The sequence below is a fragment of the Actinomycetospora chibensis genome (assembly GCF_028737215.1).
Classification (GTDB): Bacteria; Actinomycetota; Actinomycetes; order Mycobacteriales; family Pseudonocardiaceae; genus Actinomycetospora; species Actinomycetospora chibensis.
Genome location: NZ_JAQZAM010000023.1, coordinates 50141 through 70034 on the forward strand (window position 1 = coordinate 50141; position 19894 = coordinate 70034).

Annotated in this window: 26 protein-coding genes and 1 pseudogene; 9 read left to right on the forward strand and 18 right to left on the reverse strand. The window is 75.0% G+C overall.

What is annotated here, in order from left to right:
* Positions 1–41 precede the first annotated feature (41 nt).
* The 5 genes from yajC to ruvC all read right to left on the reverse strand — a co-directional run bounded on the left by yajC (position 42) and on the right by ruvC (position 3754).
* A complete protein-coding gene (yajC, locus tag PH189_RS26270; RefSeq protein WP_274191812.1) occupies positions 42–488 on the reverse strand; it encodes a preprotein translocase subunit YajC in 447 nt (148 codons plus the stop codon).
* 67 nt (positions 489–555) lie between these two features.
* Positions 556–1641 carry a Holliday junction branch migration DNA helicase RuvB gene (ruvB, locus tag PH189_RS26275; RefSeq protein ID WP_274191813.1) on the reverse strand — a complete coding sequence of 362 codons (1086 nt, stop codon included), beginning with the start codon at positions 1639–1641 and terminating at the stop codon, positions 556–558.
* Positions 1638–2243 carry a Holliday junction branch migration protein RuvA gene (gene ruvA, locus PH189_RS26280; protein WP_274191814.1) on the reverse strand — a complete coding sequence of 202 codons (606 nt, stop codon included), beginning with the start codon at positions 2241–2243 and terminating at the stop codon, positions 1638–1640. The genes ruvB and ruvA overlap by 4 nt, the downstream gene beginning before the upstream one ends.
* A 123-nt stretch (positions 2244–2366) precedes the next feature.
* A complete protein-coding gene (locus PH189_RS26285; protein WP_274191815.1) occupies positions 2367–3191 on the reverse strand; it encodes an alpha/beta fold hydrolase in 825 nt (274 codons plus the stop codon).
* Positions 3188–3754, reverse strand: coding sequence for a crossover junction endodeoxyribonuclease RuvC (ruvC, locus tag PH189_RS26290; protein WP_274191816.1), 567 nt, complete (start codon positions 3752–3754; stop codon positions 3188–3190). The genes PH189_RS26285 and ruvC overlap by 4 nt, the downstream gene beginning before the upstream one ends.
* Positions 3755–3927: 173 nt before the next feature.
* On the opposite strand from ruvC, the gene PH189_RS26295 reads away from it, so the two are divergent.
* Positions 3928–4395 (forward strand): nuclear transport factor 2 family protein, encoded by a 468-nt coding sequence (locus tag PH189_RS26295; protein WP_274191817.1) that lies wholly within the window; start codon positions 3928–3930, stop codon positions 4393–4395.
* On the opposite strand, the gene PH189_RS26300 is transcribed toward PH189_RS26295, so the two are convergent.
* Positions 4392–5027 (reverse strand): alpha-ketoglutarate-dependent dioxygenase AlkB, encoded by a 636-nt coding sequence (locus PH189_RS26300; protein WP_274191818.1) that lies wholly within the window; start codon positions 5025–5027, stop codon positions 4392–4394. The genes PH189_RS26295 and PH189_RS26300 overlap by 4 nt on opposite strands.
* Positions 5028–5071: 44 nt before the next feature.
* On the opposite strand from PH189_RS26300, the gene PH189_RS26305 reads away from it, so the two are divergent.
* Together PH189_RS26305 and PH189_RS26310 are read left to right on the forward strand one after the other, a co-directional pair.
* Positions 5072–5338: an acylphosphatase gene (locus PH189_RS26305; protein ID WP_274191819.1), complete on the forward strand. Its 267-nt coding sequence runs from the start codon at positions 5072–5074 to the stop codon at positions 5336–5338.
* Positions 5335–6438: a DNA glycosylase AlkZ-like family protein gene (locus PH189_RS26310; protein WP_274191820.1), complete on the forward strand. Its 1104-nt coding sequence runs from the start codon at positions 5335–5337 to the stop codon at positions 6436–6438. Before PH189_RS26305 ends, PH189_RS26310 begins: the two co-directional genes overlap by 4 nt.
* On the opposite strand, the gene PH189_RS26315 is transcribed toward PH189_RS26310, so the two are convergent.
* Genes PH189_RS26315 through PH189_RS26325 form a run of 3 tightly spaced genes read right to left on the reverse strand, consistent with a single transcriptional unit; the run spans position 6422 to position 8680 of the window.
* Positions 6422–7411 (reverse strand): endonuclease/exonuclease/phosphatase family protein, encoded by a 990-nt coding sequence (locus PH189_RS26315; protein WP_274191821.1) that lies wholly within the window; start codon positions 7409–7411, stop codon positions 6422–6424. The two genes, PH189_RS26310 and PH189_RS26315, sit on opposite strands and share 17 nt — an antisense overlap.
* Before the next feature lie 2 nt (positions 7412–7413).
* Positions 7414–7914, reverse strand: coding sequence for a GNAT family N-acetyltransferase (locus PH189_RS26320; RefSeq protein ID WP_274191822.1), 501 nt, complete (start codon positions 7912–7914; stop codon positions 7414–7416).
* Between the two features lie 4 nt (positions 7915–7918).
* Positions 7919–8680, reverse strand: a complete 762-nt coding sequence (locus PH189_RS26325) for a YebC/PmpR family DNA-binding transcriptional regulator (protein WP_274191823.1) — start codon at positions 8678–8680, stop codon at positions 7919–7921.
* Positions 8681–8873: 193 nt separating this feature from the next.
* On the opposite strand from PH189_RS26325, the gene PH189_RS26330 reads away from it, so the two are divergent.
* The 3 genes from PH189_RS26330 to PH189_RS26340 all read left to right on the forward strand — a co-directional run bounded on the left by PH189_RS26330 (position 8874) and on the right by PH189_RS26340 (position 11365).
* Entirely contained in the window at positions 8874–9368 is a 495-nt protein-coding gene (locus tag PH189_RS26330; RefSeq protein WP_274191824.1) for a PaaI family thioesterase, read from the forward strand.
* Positions 9369–9443: 75 nt separating this feature from the next.
* Positions 9444–10838 carry a PQQ-dependent sugar dehydrogenase gene (locus PH189_RS26335; protein ID WP_274191825.1) on the forward strand — a complete coding sequence of 465 codons (1395 nt, stop codon included), beginning with the start codon at positions 9444–9446 and terminating at the stop codon, positions 10836–10838.
* A 53-nt stretch (positions 10839–10891) separates the two neighbouring features.
* A complete protein-coding gene (locus PH189_RS26340) occupies positions 10892–11365 on the forward strand; it encodes an SRPBCC family protein (RefSeq protein WP_274191826.1) in 474 nt (157 codons plus the stop codon).
* A 37-nt stretch (positions 11366–11402) separates the two neighbouring features.
* Here PH189_RS26340 and PH189_RS26345 read toward each other — a convergent pair whose 3' ends face one another.
* The 4 genes from PH189_RS26345 to PH189_RS26360 all read right to left on the reverse strand — a co-directional run bounded on the left by PH189_RS26345 (position 11403) and on the right by PH189_RS26360 (position 14561).
* Positions 11403–11909 carry a winged helix-turn-helix transcriptional regulator gene (locus PH189_RS26345; protein ID WP_274191827.1) on the reverse strand — a complete coding sequence of 169 codons (507 nt, stop codon included), beginning with the start codon at positions 11907–11909 and terminating at the stop codon, positions 11403–11405.
* Positions 11906–12949 (reverse strand): LLM class flavin-dependent oxidoreductase, encoded by a 1044-nt coding sequence (locus PH189_RS26350; RefSeq protein ID WP_274191828.1) that lies wholly within the window; start codon positions 12947–12949, stop codon positions 11906–11908. The genes PH189_RS26345 and PH189_RS26350 overlap by 4 nt, the downstream gene beginning before the upstream one ends.
* Entirely contained in the window at positions 12946–13455 is a 510-nt protein-coding gene (locus PH189_RS26355) for an SRPBCC family protein (RefSeq protein WP_274191829.1), read from the reverse strand. Before PH189_RS26355 ends, PH189_RS26350 begins: the two co-directional genes overlap by 4 nt.
* An 86-nt stretch (positions 13456–13541) precedes the next feature.
* A complete protein-coding gene (locus tag PH189_RS26360) occupies positions 13542–14561 on the reverse strand; it encodes an LLM class flavin-dependent oxidoreductase (RefSeq protein ID WP_274191830.1) in 1020 nt (339 codons plus the stop codon).
* A 95-nt stretch (positions 14562–14656) separates the two neighbouring features.
* Here PH189_RS26360 and PH189_RS26365 point away from each other — a divergent pair.
* Positions 14657–15606 (forward strand): annotated as a pseudogene (locus PH189_RS26365) (ATP-binding protein).
* 84 nt (positions 15607–15690) lie between these two features.
* Entirely contained in the window at positions 15691–16083 is a 393-nt protein-coding gene (locus PH189_RS26370; RefSeq protein WP_274191831.1) for an SCO5389 family protein, read from the forward strand.
* On the opposite strand, the gene pdxT is transcribed toward PH189_RS26370, so the two are convergent.
* From pdxT to PH189_RS26395, 5 genes are all read right to left on the reverse strand, one after another.
* Positions 16080–16700: a pyridoxal 5'-phosphate synthase glutaminase subunit PdxT gene (gene pdxT, locus PH189_RS26375; protein WP_274191832.1), complete on the reverse strand. Its 621-nt coding sequence runs from the start codon at positions 16698–16700 to the stop codon at positions 16080–16082. The genes PH189_RS26370 and pdxT overlap by 4 nt on opposite strands.
* A 23-nt stretch (positions 16701–16723) precedes the next feature.
* A complete protein-coding gene (locus PH189_RS26380) occupies positions 16724–17149 on the reverse strand; it encodes a hypothetical protein (protein WP_274191833.1) in 426 nt (141 codons plus the stop codon).
* Between the two features lie 22 nt (positions 17150–17171).
* Positions 17172–17747: a hypothetical protein gene (locus PH189_RS26385; RefSeq protein ID WP_274191834.1), complete on the reverse strand. Its 576-nt coding sequence runs from the start codon at positions 17745–17747 to the stop codon at positions 17172–17174.
* Positions 17748–17790: 43 nt separating this feature from the next.
* Positions 17791–18693 (reverse strand): pyridoxal 5'-phosphate synthase lyase subunit PdxS, encoded by a 903-nt coding sequence (gene pdxS / locus PH189_RS26390; RefSeq protein ID WP_274191835.1) that lies wholly within the window; start codon positions 18691–18693, stop codon positions 17791–17793.
* Positions 18694–18783: 90 nt separating this feature from the next.
* On the reverse strand, positions 18784–19359 hold the full coding sequence (locus PH189_RS26395) for a TetR/AcrR family transcriptional regulator (protein WP_274191836.1): 576 nt from the start codon (positions 19357–19359) through the stop codon (positions 18784–18786).
* 80 nt (positions 19360–19439) lie between these two features.
* Between PH189_RS26395 and PH189_RS26400 the strand changes: the two genes are divergently transcribed.
* Positions 19440–19844 (forward strand): VOC family protein, encoded by a 405-nt coding sequence (locus tag PH189_RS26400; RefSeq protein WP_274191837.1) that lies wholly within the window; start codon positions 19440–19442, stop codon positions 19842–19844.
* Positions 19845–19894: the final 50 nt, after the last annotated feature.

Here is a 19894-nt window from a genome sequence, read left to right on the forward strand (position 1 = left end):
GCCGGACCCGACGCCCCCAGCGGCACCCCGCCCCGGTCGGATCAGGAGGAGCGCGGCGACGAGACGTTGTCCGTCGAGTCGGCCTTCGTGTCCTTGATGTCGGAGTTCGTCGCCGTGCCGTGGGTGCCGTTCGTTCCGGCGTCGACGACCGGGGTGCTCTCGGTGGGGATCGACGACTGGGGCACGACGTCGTCCGACTCGTCGAGGTCCTCGACGACCTCGTGGTCCTCCGGGGCCACCAGCTTCTCGCGCACCGCGGCGCGCAGCCAGGTGGTGACGACGTCCGGGGCGATCTCGAGGTCGATGGTGCGCTCGTCGTCGACGTCGACGATCGTGCCGCTCACGCCGCTGGTCATCACGACCACGTCGCCGACCTTCAGGCTGCCCTGAAGGTCCTTCTGCTGGTTCTCCTGCTTCTTGCGCTGCCGGCTGGACATGAACACCAGACCGATCATGAACAGGATGAGCAGGGGGAAGATGAGATCCATGGTTCTCCGTCCACCGGGCGGGTGACCCTCGTGCGACCCGCGCATGTCCGGTTCCGAGTCTGCCAGCTCAGCCGAACAACGTGCCCTGGCCCCGTGGGTCGTCCGCGGGATCGTCGGTGCTGTCCGCGCCGGTCGCCGGCGGTTCCTGGCCGAGATGACGCCACGCCGCGGGCGTCGCCACACGCCCGCGCGGCGTGCGGGCGAGCATGCCCGCCCGCACGAGATAGGGCTCGCAGACCTCCTCGACCGTGCCCGGCTCCTCCCCCACGGCCACGGCGAGCGTCGACACCCCGACCGGCCCGCCGTGGAAGCTGCGCACCAGTGCGCTGAGGACCGCGCGGTCGAGACGGTCGAGGCCGAGCTCGTCGACGTCGTAGACGGCCAGCGCCGCCCGGGCGACGTCGCGCGTCACCGCCCCGTCGGCACGGACCTCGGCGTAGTCGCGCACCCGGCGCAGCAGGCGGTTGGCGATGCGGGGCGTGCCCCGGGAGCGGTGGGCGATCTCGCGACCGCCGTCGGGGCGCAGGTCGACCTCGAGGATCTGCGCGCTGCGCCGGACGACCAGCTCGAGGTCCTCGGGCTCGTAGAACTCCATGTGGCCGGTGAAACCGAAGCGGTCGCGCAACGGGCCGGTGAGCGCGCCGGCCCGGGTGGTGGCGCCCACCAGCGTGAACGGGGCGACGTCGAGCGGGATGGACGTCGCGCCGGGGCCCTTGCCCACCACGACGTCGACCCGGAAGTCCTCCATCGCGAGGTAGAGCATCTCCTCCGCGGGCCGGGCCATGCGGTGGATCTCGTCGATGAACAGGACGTCGCCCTCGACGAGGTTGGAGAGCATTGCGGCGAGGTCGCCCGCACGCTCCAGGGCCGGGCCGGACGTGATGCGCACCGGGCTGCCGAGCTCCGCGCCGATGATCATCGCGAGGCTGGTCTTGCCCAGGCCGGGCGGGCCGGAGAGCAGCACGTGGTCGGGCGGGCTCCCACGGCCCAGGGCGCCCCGGAGCACGAGGTCGAGCTGCTCGCGGACCCGGGGCTGGCCGATGAACTCGGCGAGCCGGGCGGGCCGGAGCCTGTTCTCGAGGTCGCTCTCGCCGTCGGCGGGCGTGCTCGCGAGCGCCCGCTCGAGGCTGGCTTCCAGGTCGTGCTCGCTCATCGCGGCCCCAGCCTGCTCAGGGCGGCGCGCAGGACACCGGACGAGTCGGACGGACCGGACGGGCCGCCGAGCACCTCGTCGACGGCCTTCTCGGCGGGCTTGGCGGCGAAGCCGAGGCCGACCAGCGCCTCGACCACCTGGTCGCGCAGCGTCCCCGCGGCCACGGCCGAGACGGGCGTCCCGTCGTCGTCCGCGGCGCTCGGTGGGGCGACCTTGTCGCGCAGCTCGACGACCAGGCGCTCGGCGCCCTTGCGCCCGATGCCCGGCACGCTCATCAGCGTCGTGAGGTTGCCGTCGGCCAACGCGTGGCTCAGGGCCGCCGGGGCGAGCACCGCCAGCGTCGCCAGCGCGACGCGCGGCCCCACCCCGGACACCGTCTGGAGCAGCAGGAACATCTCGCGCTCGGAGGCGTCGGCGAACCCGAAGAGCGTCAGCGAGTCCTCGCGGACCACCAGCGCCGTGTCGAGGCGGGCCTGCTGCCCGCGGCGCAGGCGGGCCAGCGTGTTCGGCGTCGCCTGCACGGCCAGCCCCACACCCCCGACCTCGACCACGGCGTGGTCGAGCCCGACGCCCAGGACCTCCCCCCGCACCGACGAGATCACCGCACGACCCTCCCGACCCTCCTGGCGAACACGCGTTCGAAGGCTACCGGGCACCTCCGACACCGCCGCGCAACGCCGCGCCGCACCGCGTCTCGCGAGGCCCACCGTCGGGGTCGGGAGAGCTCACTGCGCCAGGTGGTCCGCCAGCACCGGGGCGAGCACCGACGGGAGGACGAAGTGCTCCTGGCCGGGCATCGTGCGGTGCTCCGCGCCGGGCACCGCGGCGGCCAGGGCGGCGACGGCCTCGGTCACCCAGGCCGGGCTCGCGCCGCCGTCGAGAGCGAGCAGGGGGGTGCGCAGGGCCGCGAGCCGGTCGCTCGGCAGGGCGTCGCGGACGACGAGGGCGACGTCGTGGGGCAGCGAGGGCGCGAGCGCGACGGTCCGGGCCCAGAAGGGTGTGGCCCGCAGGCGCTCGACCGGTGCGGGTGCGGCCGCCGGGAAGCCGTCGAGGAACGCGGCCGCGGCGTCGTCGGGCCGGCCGTCGCGCAGGGCGGCCATCGTGGCGGCGGCCAGCTCGTGCCGTGAGGACGGGTCCTCGGTCGCGAGGCGCCACGGCGGCTCGTGGGCGACGACCCGCCCGGCCGGCACGCCGCACATCACGGCCTCGAGGACCAGCACCGCCCCCGCGGAGTGCCCGTAGAGGGCGGGGTGGACGGGGTGGGCGGCATGCGCGACGACGGCGGCGAGGTCGGCGACCTCGGCCGCGACCAGCGCCTCGCCGGCGGCCCCGAGGGGGTCGACGTCGAGGGTGGGCGCGCCGCCCGAGTCGCCGCGTCCCCGGCGGTCCCAGGTGTGGACGGTGGCCCGGTCGGCGAGGGTCTCGGCGAGCAGGCGGACGCTCGCCCGATCCTGCAGGGCGCCGGTCGTCAGCACGAGCGGCGGGCCCTCGCCGACGGTCTCCACCGCGATGCGCGTGCCGTCGGCGGAGAGGACGTGCGCCAGGGTCAACGGGCGGCCTTGCGCGCGGCGGCGAGGCGGGCGCGGTGGTGCTTCGCGACCTCGGCGGCGCGGGCCTCGGCCTCGGCCATGCGGGCGATCATCGGGGCGCGCCAGCAGTGGCAGACGGCCAGGGCGAGCGCGTCGGCGGCGTCGGCGGGGCGCGGGGCGACGCCGAGCGAGAGCACCCGGGTCACCATCGCCGTCACCTGTTCCTTGCCCGCGCGCCCCGAGCCGGTGACCGCCGCCTTCACCTCGCTCGGTGTGTGGAACGCGACCGGCAGGCCCGCGCGCCCGGCGACCAGCGCGACCACCCCGCTGACCTGTGCCGTCCCCATCACCGTGCGCACGTTGTGCTGGGCGAACACGCGCTCGACGGCGACGACGTCGGGACGGTGCTCGGCGATCCAGGCCTCGACGGCGTCGGCGACCGCCCCCAGCCGCTGCGCCACCTCCGCCTCGGGCGGCGTGCGCACCACGTCCACGGCCACGGCGCGCACGGACCGTCCGCCGGAGCCCTCGACGACGCCGAGACCACAGCGCGTCAGCCCGGGGTCGACGCCCAGTACCCGCATGGGTCGCGACGCTACGGGGCGCCGGCCCGTCGACCGGCTCTCGTCCCCGTCGCCCGGCGTGTCCCGCCGTGCCGCATCGATCAGCCCACCGTGGGCCTGTCTGTCGCCCTGGTGATCAACGCCGGGGCCGTGCGGCATGCTGACCGGGAGTCGCACCCGCGAGGAGGACCACCGTGAGCAGCCCGACCGAGGAGCCCCGCCCGCCCTTCCCGCCGTTCGACGAGGAGTCGGCGCGCGCGAAGGTGCTGGCCGCCGAGAACGGGTGGAACACCCGCGACCCGGAGAAGGTCGCGCTCGCGTACACGGTGGACACCGTGTGGCGGAACCGCGACGAGTGGGTCACGGGCCGCGACGAGGTCATCGGGTTCCTCACCCGCAAGTGGCAGCGCGAGCACGACTACGTGCTGCGCAAGGCGCTGTGGACCTACGGCGGGCACCGGATCGCGGTGCGCTTCCAGTACGAGTGCCGCGACGACGACGGGCAGTGGTGGCGCAGCTACGGCAACGAGAACTGGGAGTTCGCCCCCAACGGCCTCATGGCCCGGCGTGAGGCGAGCATCAACGACCTGCGGATCACCGAGGACCAGCGCCGGATCCACGGGACGCGCGCCGACGGGGACACGAGCGAGATTCCGATCTAGGCGATCGAGGGCCGCGGCCCCGGGTCGTCGTGCCGGAAGGTGACGCTGACCCGCGGGCCGGCGCCGGGCCACTTCGGCACCGTGTGCTGCCAGTCGTGCTGGCAGCGCCCGCCCATGACGAGCAGGTCGCCGCCCGCGACGGTCAGCCTCGTCGAGGGCCCACCGCCCACCGGGCGCAGGCCGAACCGCCGTGGGGCCCCGAGCGAGACGATCGCGACGATCGGCGCCTCGTGGGTGTAGCGGACGCGGTCGCCGTGCCAGGCCACCGAGTCGTCGCCGTGGCGGTAGTAGTCGGCCGAGACGCGGTCGAAGCGCACGCCGTACCGCGCCGTGAGCGCTCCGGCGACGGCCGGCGCGGGGTCGGGCGCCTCCGCGACGCGCCACCCGCAGGTCAGCCGCGGTTCCATCACGTTCCCAGATCCTCCCGTGGCTGGGTCGTACATCCGGCGGCGTCGCTGGTTCCACGGCGCCTCGGCGACGATCGCGTCGAACCAGGCGTCGGCACCGGCGAGCCAGGCGGGGGCGAGATCGACCCACGACGTCTCGTCCAGGACGATGCGGCGCGGGACGACGGTCGGATCGGGGGCGGGCTCGCCCCCGCCGAACAGCGAGGGCGTCCACGCGGCGGTCATCGCCGACGAGTAGAACACATGTTCGAGCGCAGGGGGAGGTCTCGATGGCGAGCAAGCACGTCGTCGTCCACGGACAGGTACAGGGCGTCTTCTTCCGTCAGAGCGCGCAGGACACCGCGGGCGATCTCGGTGTCGCCGGGTGGGTGCGCAACCGCGACGACGGCTCGGTGGAGATGGTCGTCGAGGGTGAGGACGGCGCCGTCGACCGCATGATCGCCTGGGCGCACGAGGGCCCGTCGCAGGCGCAGGTGACCGGCGTCGACGTCACCGACACCGAGCCCCGGGGGCTGCGCTCCTTCGACCAGGCGTGAACGTCACCGCGGGCCAGGTCCGCGCCTTCCGCCTGCGCCGCCAGCACGTCGCCCTGCGCGACGGCACCGACCCCACCGCGATCGCGCGGCGCCTCGTCGGCGTGCAGGCGCAGGTTCCGTCCGCGGCCGCGCAGGCCGTCGCCGTGCGCACGGCCGACGGCACCGCGGACGACGGCGCCGCCGACGCCGCCCTGGCCGCGGGCGCGCTGGTCCGGACCTGGTCGCTGCGCGGCACGCTGCACCTGCTGGCCGCCGACCAGGCGCCCGCGGTGCTCGCGCTCCTCGCCGCGGCCCGCACCTGGGACAGGGCCTCCTGGCAGCGCGAGTTCGCCACGGCCGCGCAGATGGCGGCCCTCGAGGCGGCCGTCGCCGAGGTGCTCGCCGACGCCGTCCTGACCCGCGAGGAACTCGTCGCCGCGCTCGTCACCCACAGCCGGGAGGAGGGCCTCGCCGGGGCGCTCGGCTCCGGCTGGGGCGCGGTGCTCAAGCCGCTGGCCTGGCAGGGGCTGCTCTGCCACGGCCCGCCCGCCGGGTCGCGCGTGACGTTCGCGCACCCGCGCACGCTGGTCCCGGACTGGCCCGGCCTCCCGGACCCGGACGAGGCCGCCCGCGAGGTCGTCCCCGCGTTCCTCGCCGCCCACGGGCCGGCCACCGCGACGGCCTTCGACGCCTGGCTCCTGCGTGGCGCCACACCGAAGAAGCGGCTGCGGACGTGGTTCGCCGACCTCGTCGCGGACGGCGCGCTCGCCGAGGTCACCGTCGAGGGCGAGACCCGCTACGCGCGCGCCGAGGACGTCGACGAGCTCGGGGCCGAGGCGCCCGGGCTGCGCCTCCTCGGCCCCTTCGACCCCTACGTCCTCGGCGCCGGCACCGGCGATCCCGACCTCGTCGCGACCGCGCACCGCGGCGAGGTCAGCCGCGCCGCCGGGTGGATCGCGCCGGTCGTGCTCGACGCGGGCCGGGTGGTGGGCACCTGGCGTACCGACGACGACCGGCTCGAGGTCACGCCCTTCGGTGGGCCGCTGCCCGACGGGGCGCTCGACGAGGAGCGCGCGGTCTGGAGCCGGATCCTCGGGCGCCCGCTCACGCTCCGGGGGTGAGCGGGGTCCGGCCGTCGCGAACCAGCAGGGTGGCGATCAGCCCGGCGTGATCGGTCGACGGCAGCTCCTGCGTGGTCACCTCGACGGGCGAGATCGGCCCGGAGACGAGCACGTGGTCGATGGCCGCGAACGGCGGCAGCGTGGAGTCGGTGGGCCAGGTGCCCCGCAGCCCGCCGCCGACCGCGGACGCCGCGTCGCGCCACGTCCCCGGCGCGAGCAGGGCGCGCAGCGGGCGGTGGTCGAGCGTCGCATTGAGGTCGCCGATCACCAGCCGGGGCGGCCCTCCGAGCGGCGCCGGGCCCGGGAGCTCGGCGATCTCGCGCGCCCAGCCCCCGGGGTCGTCGCGGAACACGGGAGCCGACGGGTGCGCGACGACGACGTCGACCGGCCCGCTCGGCGCGAGGACTCGGGCCGTGACCTGCGAGAACACGCCCGGGCGCAGCACCAGCCCGGAGGGCGCGAGCGGGTACCGGGAGACGAGCGCGGTGCCGCCCGCGCCCCGTCGCGCCGCCGACTCCGTGAACGGCAGCTCCGCCCGCAGCCCCGCGGCCGCGAGACGCTGCTCGGCCTCCGGGGTGATCTCCTGCAGGCCCAGGACGTCGACACGACGGTCGCGCGCCAGTGCCACCACTGCCGCCGGGTCGGCCCTCCCGAACTGCAGGTTGACCGTCGCCACGACCACCGTCGTGCTCCCGGGGCCCGCGGTGACCACCGGGTCGCCGTCGTCGACGGCCCGCGGCACGACGATCGCCCCGAGCACCACGGCCGCGGCGAGCGCCACCACCCCGGCCGCCCAGCGACGCCGGACGAGCGCGAGCACCGCGACCACGAGCGCGATCGCCGCGACCACCGGCGTCCCGGACAGCAGCGCGAAGGCGATCGGCGACCCGGGCGCCCCCCACCACCAGAACGGCACCCACAGCGCCACGAGCACCGCGCCGAGCAGGAGGACGCCGTCGAGGAGCCGGGACACGCCTAGGTCCACGGCGACAGCCGCTCGAGGCGCAGCAGCTCGACGCCGGCGCTGTCGACGAGCCGGCCGGTCTCCTCGTAGCCGGCGCGGCGGTAGAGCCGCAGGTTCTCCTCGCTGCGCGCGCCCGTGACGAGCCACGTGACGTCGCCGGCGGCCAGCTCGGCGTGCGCGCGCTCGAGCAGGGCGCGGCCGACGCCGTGGCCCTGGGCGTCCGGCGCGACCGAGTAGCGGGCCAGCTCGGCGCAGCCCGACCCGGTGCCGACGCGGTCGCCGCGCAGGCGCACCGACCCGATCAACCGGGCGCCGGCCCACGCGCCGAACGCGCGCACATCGGGCCGCTCCAGGTCGGCCGCCAGCTCCGCGACCGTCTCCCGCAGCGGCGGGATCTCCGTGGTGCCGTAGCGGCGCGCCTCGGCGAGGTAGGCCGCGTACTGCACGGTGAGAACCTCCCCCGCGTCGCCCGCGGTGAGCTCGGCGACGACGCAGGGAGCGGTGGACGGCACCCGGTCAGCCGACCTCGGCCATGACCTCGTCGGACGCGTCGAAGTTCGAGTAGACGTTCTGGACGTCGTCGGAGTCCTCGAGCGCGTCGATGATCCGCAGGACCTTGCGGGCCCCGTCGGCGTCGACCTCGACGTTCATCGACGGCACGAACGACACCTCGGAGGAGTCGTAGTCGATGTCCGCCTCCTGCAGCGCGGTGCGGACGGCGACGAGGTCGTTCGACTCGGTGAGCACCTCGAAGCTCTCGCCGTAGTCGTTGACCTCCTCGGCGCCGGCCTCGAGCACGGCGAGCAGCAGGTCGTCCTCCGAGAGCGCCCCGCCGGACTGCTCCTTGGGCACGATGATGACGCCCTTGCGGTTGAACAGGTAGGCCACCGAGCCCGGGTCGGCCATCGCGCCGCCGTTGCGGTTCATGGCCGTCCGGACCTCGCCGGCGGCGCGGTTCTTGTTGTCGGTGAGGCACTCGACGAGCACCGCGACGCCGCCCGGGGCGTAGCCCTCGTACGTGATGGCCTGGTAGTCGGCCCCGCCCGCCTCGGCACCGGATCCGCGCTTGACGGCGCGGTCGATGTTGTCGTTGGGCACCGAGGTCTTCTTCGCCTTCTGGATGGCGTCGTAGAGCGTCGGGTTGCCGGCCGGGTCCCCGCCGCCGGTGCGGGCCGCGACCTCGATGTTCTTGATCATCTTGGCGAACATCTTGCCGCGCTTCGCGTCGATCGCGGCCTTCTTGTGCTTGGTGGTCGCCCACTTGGAGTGGCCGCTCATCACTTCCCGCCCTTCGTCTCGCGCGTGTCCCCGACCGCGGGCGCCGCTCCCGGGGAGGACCCCGGCCGGCGCAGGTGGGCGGCTCGCGCCGCACACGCTCCTGGCGATCCAGTCTAGAGGTCCCACCGGCGGCGACGGGACGGTACGGTGCGGTTGCCCCACCTGAGTTTTCTTCCGCTACCCAGGGAGCAGCATGGACGTCACCACGCGCGAGCGCACCCACACCTGGTCCGACCCACGGACGCTCGCCGCAGCGGCGACCGGACGTGACGGCCTGTCGTTCCTGGCCGCCATGGCGGACGGGACGCTCCCGTCGCCGCCGATCATGACCCTGGTCGGGGCCGCCGTGGAGTCCGTGGAGCGCGGGCGCGTCGTGTTCACCGTCGAGCCGGCCGAGTACCACTACAACCCGATCGGCTCCGTGCACGGCGGGATCTACGCGACCCTGCTCGACTCGGCGCTCGGCTGCGCCGTGCACAGCACGCTCGAGGCCGGCGTCGGCTACACGAGCCTCGACCTGTCGGTGAAGTTCCTGCGCCGCCTCACCGCCGACTCGGGCACCGCCCGCGCCGTCGGCCACGTCGTGCACTCCGGGCGCAGCACCGCGCTCGCCCGCGCCGAGCTGCTCGACGGCGCCGGCCGCCTCGTCGCCGAGGGCACGTCGAGCTGCCTCATCCTGCGCGGCTGACGGCCTGCCCCCGACACCCTCGCGCCCCGACACCCTGGCGCGCGGTGGACGTCGGCGTGTGATGGGCTCGGCCGCATGCCGCATCGCCTCGCGCGATCCCTGGTCGCGGGCGCCACGGTCGCCCTCCTGGCCCTCGCCACCGCGTGCGGGGGCGCCGCCGCTCCCCCGGCACCCGGAGGTGACGGGGACGCCGTGGTGCCGGCCGTCGGACCGGGCCCCGCCCCGGCGGGCGCCGCGACCCAGGGCCTCGTGGCCTCGCCGGTGACGGTGCCCCCGGGTGAGGCCGGGGCCCCGTTCGACACCGTCCGCCAGGCCCTGATCCCGGACGGGTGGTCGATCGCGGTCTGGGCGCGGGTGGACTCCGCACGGATGGCCGTGTTCGCCCCCGACGGCGCCCTGCTGGTCTCGCGGCCCGGCGCCGGCGAGGTCGTCCGTCTCGTCCCGGGCCCGGGCGGGCCGACGAGCTCGACGCTGGTGTCCGGCCTGACCCAGCCGCACGGGATGACGTTCGTCGGCAGCACCCTCTACGTCGCCGAGAGCAACGCCGTGCGCTCCTACCCCTACGAGGGCCCGACCCTCGGCACGCCGACGACGGTCGTCGACGACCTGCCCGATGCCCGGAGCCCGGAGCTGGGCGGCGCCTACGCGCACGCGCTCAAGAGCGTCGCCGTCGGGCCGGACGGCTCGGTCTACATCTCGGTGGGCTCGACGGGCAACGTCTCGCCCCAGGACCGCGAGGCCGACCCCCAGCGGGCGGCGATCCTGCGCGTGCCTCCGGGCGGCGGTGCGCCCGAGCCCTTCGCCCGCGGCGTCCGCAACGGCACGGGGCTCGCCGTCGCCCCGGACGGCGCGGTCTGGACCGCGGTGAACAACCGCGACAACATCCCGTTCCCCTACGACCGGCCCTACGGCGAGGACGACGGCTCGGCCCGCGGCCGGGTCATCCCCGACTACGTCGACGACCACCCGCCGGAGGAGCTCGCCCGCCTCACCCCGGGCCGCGACCTGGGCTGGCCGTACTGCAACCCGGACCCCGACGTGGCGCCCGGTGTGCCGAACAGCGCCGTCGACCCGTCCGACCCGCTGTTCGTGGCCGACGCGGAGACCAACCCCGACGGCCGCGCGCTCGACTGCGGGACCCTCACGCCGATCGAGCAGACGATGGGCGCCCACTCGGCCCCGCTCGGTCTCGCCTTCGGCGCGACGCTGCCGGCGCCCTACGGGCAGGGCGCGCTGGTCGGGGTGCACGGCTCGTGGAACCGGCAGTCGCCCCGTGCGCCCGAGGTGTCGTTCTACCCGTGGCGCAGCGGCGACCTCGGTGGCCAGCGCACCCTCGTCGGCGGCTTCCAGGCGCCCGACGGGTCGCGGTGGGGGCGGCCGGTCGCGGCGGTCCCCGGCCCCGACGGCGCCGTGTACGTCACCGACGACGCGGCGGGCGCGGTCTACCGCCTGGCACCCCCCGGTCGCTGACTTCGGTCGTGCCCAACCGTTTGCGCGGACGCCGGGTGGGGCAGGACACAGACATGAGCGATCAGATCACCGTGACCCGGACCGTCGACGCCAAGCCCGAGCAGCTCTTCTCGCTGCTGGCCACGCCGGCCCGCCACCACGAGTTCGACGGCGCCGGCATGCTCAAGGGCGTCGACGGCCGCGGCGAGGTCAGCGACGTCGGCGACCAGTTCGTCATGAACATGTACAACGACGCGCTGGGCGACTACCAGATGCTGAACACGGTCACCTCCTACGAGGAGAACCGCGAGATCGCCTGGGCGCCGCAGCTGCACCCGCTCGACGGCTACACCGACAAGCTCGGCGACGTGACGGCCAAGGGCCACGTCTGGACCTGGAAGCTCGAGCCCTCGGGCAACGGCACCGAGGTCACCCAGGTCTACGACTGGAGCGGTGTCCAGGACGAGTCGTTCCGCGGCTTCTTCCCGATGGTGAGCGAGGAGCAGATGACGCAGACCATCGACAAGGTGGCCGACGCGGCGGGCTGAGCACTCGTCAGGGGCCCGATCGTCAGGGGCCCGATCGTCAGAGGTCCGTCCCGACGGGGGCGGGACGGGCCCCCGGCCCCGGGGTGCTGCGCACCCGGTCCGACGCGGCGAGGCGGTGGCCCTCGGCGCACTCCTCGACGAGGCGCACCGGCGCCCCGCAGCCCTCGTGACGCTCGACCACCGGCGGCCCCGCACCGGAGTCGAGGTGGGCGTCGCCCCAGGCCATCAGCGCGAGCAGGACCGGCCGCAGGTCGCGCCCGGCCCGGGTGAGCCGGTACTCCCGGCGCGTGCGGCGACCCGGCTCGCGGTACTCCGAGGTCTCCACCAGCCCCGCGTCGACCAGCACCGCGAGACGCCGGGCGAGCACCGTGCGCGCGATCCCGAGGTGCGCGACCAGCTCGTCGAAACGACGGACCCCGTGCAGGAGGTCGCGGACGACGAGCACCGTCCACGGCTCGCCGAGCACCGCCATGGTGCGCGCGATGGAGCACGTGCCGCTGTCGAGCTCCCGCCAGGGAAGCGTCGTTCCTGCCGGCTCGGTCATCCGATCTCCTTCACCAGCTCGATCGCCCGCGCGAGGGTGTCCAGCCGCTCGCCCAGCGTCTCCCCCGCCGGGTAGAGCCGGACCGTCGTGATCCCGGCGTCGCGCCACACGGCGAGCCGCTCGCGCACCACGTCCGGCGTCCCGATCAGCGTCGTCGCTGCGACCATCGCGCGCGGCACCGCCCGCGCCGCGTCCTCCCGGTGTCCCGCCTGCCACAGCGCGTGCACCTCGGCCGCGACCTCCCCGTAGCCCTGGCGGGCGTAGGCGTCGCGGTAGAAGTTCCGGCTCGCCGAGCCCATGCCGCCGAGGCTGAACGCGAGGCCCGCCCGGCGCTCGTCGAGCATCGCGTCGGTCCGGCCGGGGTCGTCGGTGAAGGCGACCTCCGCGCCCTGGCAGAGGTCGAGGTCGGCGAGCGTGCGCCCGCGCGCGGCGGCCCCCTGCGCGAGCGGCTCGAGCGACGTCGACGCCGCCTCGGGGACGAAGCTGGTGCCCAGCCAGCCGTCGGCGACCTCGCCGGTGAGCCGCAGCATCCGCGGCGAGAGCGTCGCGAGGTAGATCGGGACGCGGTGCTCCGACGTCACCGACACCCGCATCGGCCGCGCCTCGCCCCCGGGCAGCGGGAGCCGCACGTGACGGCCGTCGTGGGTCACCTTCTCCCCCGCCATCACGCGGCGGACGACCTCGACGGTCTCCCGCATCCGCCCCAGGGGATGGGCGAACGGCACGCCGTGCAGGCCCTCGAGGACCTGGGGACCCGAGCTGCCCAGCCCCAGCAGGAAGCGCCCCTGCGACATCTCCTGCAACGTCAGCGCGGTCTGGGCGATCAGGGCCGGGGAGCGGGTGCCGACCTGGACGACGCCGGACCCGAGCAGCATCCGGTCGGTCCGGGCCGCGAGGTAGCCGAGCGGCGACGGGGCGTCGGAGCCCCAGGCCTCGGCCACCCAGCACACGTCGAGGCCGAGCCGCTCGGCCTCGACGACGAAGTCGACCGTCTCACCCCAGGGCGCCCCGGAGGCCTCGATCGTGGTGGCGGTCCTCACCGCTCGGCGTGCTCCTTGATCGCGGCGAGGGTCCGCTCGATGCTGCGCCGGAACTCCTTCAGCCGGCCGGCGACGATGCGCTCCTCCTTGTCGGGCATCCGCTCGATGACCGTCGTGAGGTTCGACGGGCCGGGTCCGAGCTGTGCCCACTGGCGCAGCTCGGTGCCGCCGTCGGCGGGTGCCAGGGTGAAGCGCCACAGCGCCGACGGGTTCGCCGGGTCCATCACGGCCCACGCGAAGCAGCGCGCTTCGTCGCACTCGACGACCTCGGAGACGGTCTCCCACTCCCCCACCTGCGGGTGGGAGTTCCGCCCGCGGAAGCGGTGCCCGACATCCGGAAGCTCGCCGTCGGCGGGCCCCTCGGGCGCCGGCAGCCAGTGGGCCTCCTGCAGCTCCTCGGACGAGTCGGCGACGACGCCGATGTCCCGGACCAGCGGCCACACCCGCTCGGGCGGTGCCGCGACATGGACGGAGGCCTCGACGGTGGGGCCCTCGGCGTAACGCATCACGGGAGCCTATCGCCCTGGGTCGCTCGGCGATATCCAGCGCTGGGCCCCCGCAACCACCATGCCTCCAGGCGCGTCCGGATCCGCTACCGCCTCCCAGGTGCGTGATCTTCTGAGTGACAGCTCAGAAGACCACGCACGTGGGCGAGGGCCTCGACGGTCGCGGTGGTGCGGGCGGGGTCGCCGGTGGTCTGCACCATGAGCGCGAGGCGCTCCACACCCGTTGCGGCGGCGGTCTCCGCGAGGCGTTCAGCGACGTCGTCGACCGAGCCCACAGGGTGCAGGCGGCACAGCAGGTCGGTATAGGCGACCGGGTCGCGCAGCGTGCGCGGGGCCCCGTCGGCGCGCACGTGACCGGCGAGCCCCGGCCCGAGCCAGGTCGGCAGGGCCTCGCGCACCTCGCGGACCGCGTCCGCCCGGGTGTCGGCCACGTGCGCGATCCCGACCGCCACGTGGTCGCCGGCGCACCCGGCCCGCGTCGTCCAGCGCCGCACCATCGCGGCCCGCTCGGCGTCGTCGGCGTGCATCCCGAGCAGCAGCGGCAGGCCGCGGTCGGCGGCCACATCGACGGTGGCCTCGCTCGTCGCCGCGACGCGCACCGGCGGGCCGCCGGGCGTCGCGGGGCGCGGCACCACGGCGACCCGGGGGAACGGCACGGTCGGCCCGGGCCCGGCGACGGTGGGGGCGCGCCAGGCCCCGAGCAGCGCGTCGAGCTCCTCGGCGAAGCCGCACGCGAATCGCTCGACGCCCCCGCCCTGGACCACCAGCTCACGCCACGGCCCGCCCCGGCCGATCCCGAGAGTGAAGCGCCCCGGGGCGAGCTGATCGAGCATCGCGGCCTGCTCGGCCAGCGCGACGGGGTGGGTCACCGGCAGCACGCTCACCGCAGTGCCCACGTCGACACGCGTCGTGGTGCCGAGCAGGTGGCCGGCGAGGGTCACCGCCGAGGGACACACGCCGTAGGAGACGAAGTGGTGCTCGGCGAGCCAGACGTCGTCGAGACCGAGCCCGTCGGCCAGCTGCGCCAGGCGCACGGTCTCGGCCAGCGCCTCGCCGTGCGAGCGTCCCGGCCACTGCGGAGAGACCAGGAAGAGCCCCAGACGCATGCCGACACCCTGCCCGATGACCACCCGGATATGCGAAGCCCCGCATGACTTAGAGTAGTCACTCGTTCGGCGCAGCGTTACGAGAGGAGTTCCGGGTGAAGGTCGCGTTCGTCGGCAAGGGCGGGAGCGGGAAGACCACCTGCGCCTCGCTGTTCGCATTGCGGGCGGCCGCCACGGGGGCACCCGTGCTCGCCCTGGACGCCGACATCAACCAGAACCTGGCGGTCGCGCTGGGCGCGACCGAGTCCGACGCCGCCGGGCTCCCGACGCTCCCCGCCCACCTGGGTCTGATCAAGGAGTGGCTGCGCGGCGACAACCCGCGCATCCCCTCGGCCGACCAGATGATCAAGACGACGCCGCCCGGACGCGGGTCGCGCCTGCTGCGCGTCGTCGAGGACAACCCGGTCTACGACGCCGCGGTGCGCGAGGTCGTGCCCGGCGTGCGCCTCGGTCTCGCCGGCGCGTTCGAGGACGCCGACCTGGGCGTCGCCTGCTTCCACGCCAAGACCGGCGCGGTGGAACTGCTGCTCAACCACCTGGTCGACGGTCCCGACGAGTACGTCGTCGTCGACATGACCGCCGGCGCCGACGCCTTCGCCTCGGGCCTGTTCACCCGCTTCGACCTCACGTTCCTCGTCTGCGAGCCCACCCGGCGCTCGGTCGGCGTGTACCGCCAGTACGCCGGCTACGCCCGCGACTTCGGGGTGCGGCTGGCCGTCGTCGGCAACAAGGTCGAGGACGCGGCGGACGCCGAGTACCTGGCGTCCGAGGTCGGCGACGACCTCGTCGGCGTCCTCGGGCGCTCGGCCCACGTGCGCGCGGGCGACCGCGGCGCGCCCCGGGACATCACCGGGTTGGAGTCCGGGCACGTCGCGGTGCTCGACGACCTGCGCGCAGCCGTCGACGCCGTCGCAAGGACTGGGAGCGCTACCAGGCCGACGCGGTGGCGATGCACCGACGGAACGCCGCTGCCTGGGCAGGCTCCGCCCTGGCCGAGCAGATCGATCCGGAGTTCGTGCCGGGCCCCACGGCCGTCACGCTCTGAGCACCTCCTGACGGCCGATTGCCGCCGCCCCGGCCCCTGATCTTCGCTCGGAGGACACACCCGCCCGATCCCGGAGGTTCCCCCGTGTCCCTGGACGTCTCGCCGGAGCTGCTCGACACCGCCGCCCGTGGGCAGGTGACCGACGCGGAGTTCGTCGACTGCGTGCGCGCATCGCTGCCCTACGCGTGGACGGTGATCTCCTCGGTCGTCGCCGACCTCGAGCTCTCCGAGGGCGAGCTCGCCGACCACGAGATCCCGCCGCCGAGCGAGGCCGAGCGCGGTCAGCTGCTCCGGGCGCTGGCCTCCGACGCCATCCGCGGCGGCCTCGAGCGCCACTTCGACGTCAAGCTCGCGTTCCAGAACTGCCATCGCGTCGCCGCCTTCCGGCCGAGCGCCGTCGGTGGGGCCGTCTGGCAGGAGTTCGTCTCGGCGCGCGGCCAGCTCCTGAACCAGAGCCCCGAGCTGCGCGACTGCTAGCCCGCCGCGACGCTGTCGCGGACCCGGCGCAGGAAGAGGTCGTGCAGGCGGGCGTCGCCGGTCTGCTCGGGGTGGAACGCCGTCGCCATCACCGGGCCCTGGCGCACCGCGACGACCTTGCCCGACGCCGGGCCCGCGACGCTGCCCGGCACCCGGGCCAGCACCTCGACGCCGCGGCCCGTCGACTCCACCCACGGGGCGCGGATGAACACCGCGCGCACGGGGCCGCCCGCGACCCCGGTGACCGCCAGGTCGGACTCGAACGACGCCACCTGCCGACCGAACGCGTTGCGGCGCACCGTGATGTCGAGGGCGCCGAGCTGGTGCTGGTCGGGGCGGGCGTCGATGGCCTCGCGCGCGAGCAGGATCATGCCCGCGCAGGAGCCGAACGCCGGCATCCCGGCGCGCAGGCGCTCGCGCAGCGGCTCGAGCAGCTCCACGGCCTCGAGGAGCTTCGAGAGTGTCGTCGACTCGCCGCCGGGCAGCACCAGGCCGGCAACCTCCGCGAGCTCGGAGGGACGGCGCACCGGGACGGCCTCGGCGCCGCAGGCGCGCAGCGCGTCGAGGTGCTCGGGGATGTTGCCCTGGAGGGCCAGGACGCCGACGGGTGCGCTCACGGCACCAGTCTAGGAGCGCGTGGCTACCCGCCCGTGCCGCCGGGATCGCCGTAGCGGGCGCGGTACTCGTCGAGGTGCTGGGAGGCGCACATGCGCTCCTCCTGCTGGCCCTGCGCCTGGGCCATGCACTCGTCGAGGGTCAGGCCCTCGCCGAAGGTGCCGATGCCGAGCAGGCCCGGCACGACGAGCCACGCGCCGACGATCAGGCCGATCAGGGACAGCACGAAGCCGCTGAGCGACATCGCGCCGCTGCGGTGCCGGTCGTGGAACGCGCGGCGGGAGCCGATGAACCCCACGACCACCCCGAGCAGCCCCAGGACGAGGCCCGGCCAGCCGAGCCAGCAGGTGCCGACGGCGAGCAGCCCGAGGGCGAGCGCGGCGGTGCCGAGGCCGCCGTCGCGCTCACGCTGGTCGCGGTCCTCGCGCGCGGGCGGCGGAGCGGACGTCATGGCGCGATCGTGCCATCGCCGGCTACTCGGCGGCGTTCGGGTAGCGCTCGTTGAACTCGGCGAGGTGCTGCGACTTGCACATGTGCATCTCGCGGGCCGTCGTCGATTGCGCCATGCACTGGTCGAGGGTCAGCCCGTCCCCGAAGCCCCCGGTGCCGAACAGCGTCGGCCACACGATCACGGCACCCACGACCAGTCCGACGAACCCGACGACGAGCCCACCGAGCGACGAGGCACCGTCGGTGGCGAGGTTCCGGAACGCGCGCCGCGCGCCGAGGAACCCGGCGACCACCGCGGGCAGGCCGAGCACCACCCCGGCCCAGCCGGTCCAGCACGTGGCCGCGGCGAGCAGGCCGAGCACCAGCGCCGGCGTGCCCATGCCGTTGCGCTGCGCGGGCGGCTCGACGTCCTCCTCCTCGCGGGCCCGGGGCCCCGGCCGACGGGGGGCCGGGGGCTCGGGGGGTGTGGGAGGCGCCGACGGGGTCGTCCGCATCGTCTCGGTGCGGGCCTCGGCGTCGGAGCCGTCGGCGGCGTCACGTGCCGACCCGGTCGGGCGCAGCCCGACCAGGCGACGCGGGGACCCGTGCGACGCGGTCATCGCCCGGATCGTCCCACGCCGCGTCGTGATCTTCCCGTGAACCTCACCAGCCGCGCGTGGCGAGCCGCTCGTGCTCGGGCATGTCGGTGGTGGTGCGCCCGACCATCGCCTCGCCGAGCCCGGCCGAGACCTTCGCGATCACGTCGGGGTCGTCGTGGAAGGTCGTCGCCCGCACGATCGCCTCGGCACGCCGGGCCGGGTCGCCGGACTTGAAGATGCCCGAGCCCACGAACACGCCCTCGGCCCCGAGCTGCATCATCATCGCCGCGTCGGCCGGGGTCGCGATGCCGCCCGCGGTGAACAGCACGACGGGCAGGCGTCCGGACTCGGCCACCTCCTGCACCAGCCCCACCGGCGCCCGCAGCTCCTTCGCCGCGGCGTAGAGCTCCTGCGGGTCCATCCGCGACAGCGCCCGGATCTCCGAGCGGATCGCCCGCATGTGGCGTGTGGCCTCGACGACGTTGCCGGTGCCCGCCTCTCCCTTCGAGCGGATCATGGCCGCGCCCTCGCCGAGGCGCCGCAGGGCCTCGCCGAGGTTGGTCGCGCCGCAGACGAAGGGGACGGTGAACGCCCACTTGTCGATGTGGTGGGCCTCGTCGGCGGGGGTGAGCACCTCGGACTCGTCGACGTAGTCCACGCCGAGCGACTGCAGCACCTGGGCCTCGACGAAGTGCCCGATGCGGGCCTTCGCCATCACGGGGATGGAGACGGCGTCGACGATGCCGGTGATCATGTCGGGGTCCGACATGCGCGCCACGCCGCCGTCGGCGCGGATGTCCGCCGGCACGCGCTCGAGGGCCATGACGGCCACGGCGCCGGCGTCCTCGGCGATCTTCGCCTGCTCGGGCGTGACCACGTCCATGATCACGCCGCCCTTGAGCATGTCCGCGAGGCCGCGCTTGACCCCTCCGGTGCCGACGGCGGTGGCGGGTTCGGGCCTGGTCACGTGGGTCCTCCGGGGATTCCTACGACGGTGCGGGCGTGGACGCGATGGTACGGCCCGTCGTGGGGGTGCCCGTCGTGATGCGGTGCACGCTCAGCGCAGCCCGTCGAGCATCCCCGCGAGCTCCGCCCAGACCGCGTCGAGCTGGTCCGGCTCGTCGGCGAGCCACAGCGCCGCCTCGTTCATCGCGCCGTTGAGCAGGTGCGCCAGGGGCGCCACGGGGCGCGGGGCGATCACCCCGTGGACGGCGAGCGCCTCGAGAGCCTCGACGAGGTGCCGGCCCGACGTGGCCTCGTCGAGCGCCCGCCACCGCGTCCACCCCAGCACGGCCGGGCCGTCGACGAGGACGATCCGGGCCACCGACGGGTCGGTGCTCGCGACGAGGAACGCCCGGCAGCCCGCGAGGAACCGGTCCCACGGGTCCTCGTGGGCCCCGGCGGCGAGGACGACGGCCTCGGCCACCTCGGCGGCGACCTCGCCCAGCACCACCTCGAACAGCTCGGCCTTGCCCTCGAACTGGTGGTAGAGCGCGCCCTTGGTCACGCCGGCCGCCCCGACGAGCTCCGCGAGCCCGACGTCCGCGTAGCCGCGGGCGGCGAACAGCTCACGCGCCCGGTCGACGAGCGCGCGCCGCGTCCGCGCCCGCTGCTCCTCCCGCACCCCGGCCACGTGGTCCCCTCTCCGGACTTGACGTACCGATGGTACGTCAGTCACCGTTCGCGTACCAACGGTACGTCAAGGGAGCGCGCATGGAACCGACCGGCTTCTACCCCGTCCTCGCCGTCGCCGACGTCGCGGCGTCGACGGACTTCTGGGTCGAGCACTTCGGCTTCGAGGTGGTGTTCACCGTGGACTGGTACGTGAGCCTGCGACGGGGCGCCCACGAGCTGGCGTTCGTCGACGCCACGCACCCGACGGTCCCCGCGGGGTTCCACACGACCGCGCGGGGCCTGCTGCTCAACGTCGAGGTGCCCGACGTCGACGCGGAGTACGAGCGCCTCGTCCGCGGCGCCGGCCTGCGCCCCGAGCTGGACCTGCGCACCGAGGACTTCGGTCAGCGCCACTTCATCGTCGCCGACCCGGCCGGGGTGCTCGTCGACGTGATCACCGAGGTGCCGGTCGGCGCGGACTACGTGGACGCCGTGCGGGCCTAGGGCGTGTCTGATGAATCGTCGGGTAGGGCTCTGACAAGATCTTGGTGTGC

Bases quoted from the DNA above. Each gene is read 5' to 3' on its own strand.
- yajC (WP_274191812.1), bottom strand. From the start codon at position 488: ATGGATCTCATCTTCCCCCTGCTCATCCTGTTCATGATCGGTCTGGTG.
- ruvB (WP_274191813.1), bottom strand. From the start codon at position 1,641: ATGAGCGAGCACGACCTGGAAGCCAGCCTCGAGCGGGCGCTCGCGAGC.
- ruvC (WP_274191816.1), bottom strand. From the start codon at position 3,754: ATGCGGGTACTGGGCGTCGACCCCGGGCTGACGCGCTGTGGTCTCGGC.
- PH189_RS26300 (WP_274191818.1), bottom strand. From the start codon at position 5,027: ATGACCGCCGCGTGGACGCCCTCGCTGTTCGGCGGGGGCGAGCCCGCC.
- PH189_RS26305 (WP_274191819.1), top strand. From the start codon at position 5,072: ATGGCGAGCAAGCACGTCGTCGTCCACGGACAGGTACAGGGCGTCTTC.
- PH189_RS26325 (WP_274191823.1), bottom strand. From the start codon at position 8,680: ATGAGCGGCCACTCCAAGTGGGCGACCACCAAGCACAAGAAGGCCGCG.
- PH189_RS26330 (WP_274191824.1), top strand. From the start codon at position 8,874: ATGGACGTCACCACGCGCGAGCGCACCCACACCTGGTCCGACCCACGG.
- PH189_RS26335 (WP_274191825.1), top strand. From the start codon at position 9,444: ATGCCGCATCGCCTCGCGCGATCCCTGGTCGCGGGCGCCACGGTCGCC.
- PH189_RS26340 (WP_274191826.1), top strand. From the start codon at position 10,892: ATGAGCGATCAGATCACCGTGACCCGGACCGTCGACGCCAAGCCCGAG.
- PH189_RS26345 (WP_274191827.1), bottom strand. From the start codon at position 11,909: ATGACCGAGCCGGCAGGAACGACGCTTCCCTGGCGGGAGCTCGACAGC.
- PH189_RS26355 (WP_274191829.1), bottom strand. From the start codon at position 13,455: ATGCGTTACGCCGAGGGCCCCACCGTCGAGGCCTCCGTCCATGTCGCG.
- PH189_RS26360 (WP_274191830.1), bottom strand. From the start codon at position 14,561: ATGCGTCTGGGGCTCTTCCTGGTCTCTCCGCAGTGGCCGGGACGCTCG.
- PH189_RS26380 (WP_274191833.1), bottom strand. From the start codon at position 17,149: ATGACGTCCGCTCCGCCGCCCGCGCGCGAGGACCGCGACCAGCGTGAG.
- PH189_RS26385 (WP_274191834.1), bottom strand. From the start codon at position 17,747: ATGACCGCGTCGCACGGGTCCCCGCGTCGCCTGGTCGGGCTGCGCCCG.
- PH189_RS26400 (WP_274191837.1), top strand. From the start codon at position 19,440: ATGGAACCGACCGGCTTCTACCCCGTCCTCGCCGTCGCCGACGTCGCG.